This is a genomic window from Tardiphaga sp., from assembly GCF_044340795.1.
GTDB lineage: Bacteria > Pseudomonadota > Alphaproteobacteria > Rhizobiales > Xanthobacteraceae > Tardiphaga.
On the sequence record NZ_JBIISY010000441.1, the window covers coordinates 1 to 2600 of the forward strand.

The window sequence follows — 2600 nt, forward strand, 5'->3', positions numbered from 1 at the left end:
AAGGTCTCGCGCCTGACGCACCAGATCGCGAAGCTCGCTCAGTAAGCGACACGCCGAATATGATTTCGAAAAGCCCGGCCTTCGCGCCGGGCTTTTTGTTTGCGCGATGATCATGGCGCGCAAGAAGCGGCAACGGCTCGCGCAGCGATCACCATGTGACGTAATGACATCAGCAGTTTCGATGACACCTAAGCCTGCCGAACAACGTGTCAGCGCGCATCGCGACATGTCGCAATGACGCCACAGCGGGAACGCAATGGCTTGCCTGCGATGGAATGCGCAGAATTCGCCTGCGGCGCCGCGAATCTCAAAATGCAAGCGCGTTGCAATGCCCAAGCTGACTCCGCGTGCAAGGTTACCCTGAGTCAGCGCACAGAAAAAATCGCGTCGCGATAATCACTTATCCACATAGCGAGAGCGACCAGTTTGAATCCGCGAAGGCGGCAGCTGCTTTCGTAAATGAAATATGAATTTCTTTTTTCGCCCCACTGAAATTGCAACGCCACCGTCACAATTGGATTCAGCGCGCAGATTCAAAATCTTGTCGATATGTTTGAAAAATCGGCCGCGCCATCCTCGCCTGCAAGTGCAGCTTTCGCAGAGCAGCGAAAAAATGATTCCGTTGCGAGAAGTCCGGCGTGCTGTATTTCTTAAATCGTTCGCGGCGCCCCACCGTTGTTGAGATCAGAGCGATTTCGGAACGAGGGCGAACCTGAAGATCAGCGACGGTTTTCAGGTTTGGCGATGCTTTCCAAGTCTCAAGCGAGTTGCGGCTCATAGCGATATGAGAGCGGTCGTTCTGTGTCGAAATTTCTCGGACAGCCATGATGGCCGTCCCGAAAAGAAATACGAAGCAGAGACCGTGCACTGGCGAGGCCGGGAGATCGTCCTGCGAAAAGGAGCGGGCTGAAAGATGATGCAACCCTGAACGTTTAGCCGCGTTGGGCGTTGCGCACTGACTTTGGACCAGATTCGAAACTGACACCTTGCCGCAATGACCGCGGCGAGTGGGGGAGCTTTTATGCGCAAATCAATGATCACACGGCCTTCTTCTTTGCGATCTGCGTTTGGCTCCGACACGTCTGTTTCCATCTCCACGCGCCCGCCCTCGAGCGTCCCTGACAGAGCGTTCAGTACGCGCTGACCTCAACCGGCACTTCTTTCGACATCGCCAATCCGACCGCGGCTTAAATGCCGAACGGCGGAGCCGTGTCCGAAAGCAGCCGCAAGAGGTCACCGCGCGCTTTGCTGCGCGCATCACGCACGGGCGCCTGCGCTCGACCACCAATTTTGAACTGAGAAGCTAGAACAATGTCGAACATGGAACAGGATCATTGGACCCGCGTGAAGGGCCGTCTGCGGTCGAGCGTTGGCGAGGATGTGTTCTCCAGCTGGTTCGCCCGCATGGATCTGGAAGCCGTGCAGGACGAGTCCGTGCACCTCTCCGTGCCGACCCGCTTTCTGAAGAGCTGGATCCAGGCCCACTATGCCGAGCGCGTGCTCGATGCATGGCGCGCCGAAATGCCAAAGGTGTCGCGCGTCGATCTCACCGTGCGTTCGGCCATGCGCAATGTCGCTCCTGCCAAGGAAGTCGCCGCGCCGGTGGAAGCACGCCGCGTTGAGCCCGCCGGCAATCGCCCCGCTGCGGACATCCGCAGCACCGCGACCGCACCGGTTTCGGCGAGCCATGAAGCGCTCGGCGGCTCGCCGCTCGATCCGCGCCTCACCTTCGCGAGCTTCGTGCTCGGCCGCGCCAACACCCTCGCGCATGCCGCTGCGCGTCAGGTTGCCGAAGGCCGCCGGGGCGATGCCGTGATGTTCAACCCGCTTTACATCCATGCCGGCGTCGGTCTGGGCAAGACGCACCTGCTGCAGGCCGTGACCTGGGCCGGCAATTCAAACCCCGATCGCAAGGTGCTGTATCTCACCGCCGAGAAATTCATGTACGGCTTCGTCGCCGCGCTGAAGACGCAGACGGCGCTGGCCTTCAAGGAAGCGCTGCGCGGCATCGACGTACTGGTCATCGATGACCTCCAGTTCCTGCAGGGCAAGACCACCCAGGCCGAATTCTGCCATACGCTCAACGCGCTGATCGATGCCGGCCGCCAGGTCGTCATCGCCGCCGATCGTCCGCCGTCGGATCTCGAAAGCCTCGACGAGCGCATGCGCTCGCGCCTGGCCGGCGGTCTCGTGGTGGAAATGGGCACGCTCGGTGAAGAGCTGCGTCTCGGCATCCTGAAATCGCGCGTTGCCGCGGCCCGTGCGCACCACGCGTCGTTCGACGTGCCGGAGCCGGTGCTCGATTATCTCGCCCGCACCATCACCCATAACGGCCGCGACCTGGAAGGCGCGATCAACCGCCTGCTCGCCCATTCAAAGCTGAACGCCACCGCCGTGACGCTGGAAATGGCCGAGCGCGAAGTGCGCGATCTGGTTCGTCCGATGGAGCCGAAGCGCATCAAGATCGAGGACATCCAGCGTGTCGTGGCGCGGCAGTACAATGTCAGCCGCTCGGACCTGCTGTCCTCGCGCCGCACCGCCAATGTGGTGCGCCCCCGTCAGGTGGCGATGTATCTCGCCAAGACACTGACCTTGCGCTC

Annotated in this window: 3 protein-coding genes; 1 reads left to right on the forward strand and 2 read right to left on the reverse strand. The window is 60.8% G+C overall.

The features are described 5' to 3' along the window. Together ACIQ17_RS32890 and ACIQ17_RS32895 are read right to left on the reverse strand one after the other, a co-directional pair. A partial coding sequence (locus ACIQ17_RS32890) for a hypothetical protein (protein WP_398473768.1) occupies window positions 1-336 on the reverse strand: 336 nt, incomplete at its 3' end. Between the two features lie 184 nt (window positions 337-520). Further along, a complete protein-coding gene (locus ACIQ17_RS32895; protein WP_398473769.1) occupies window positions 521-826 on the reverse strand; it encodes a hypothetical protein in 306 nt (101 codons plus the stop codon). Window positions 827-1311: 485 nt separating this feature from the next. Between ACIQ17_RS32895 and dnaA the strand changes: the two genes are divergently transcribed. Beyond that, on the forward strand, window positions 1312-2600 hold a 1289-nt coding region (dnaA, locus tag ACIQ17_RS32900), incomplete at its 3' end, for a chromosomal replication initiator protein DnaA (protein ID WP_398473771.1).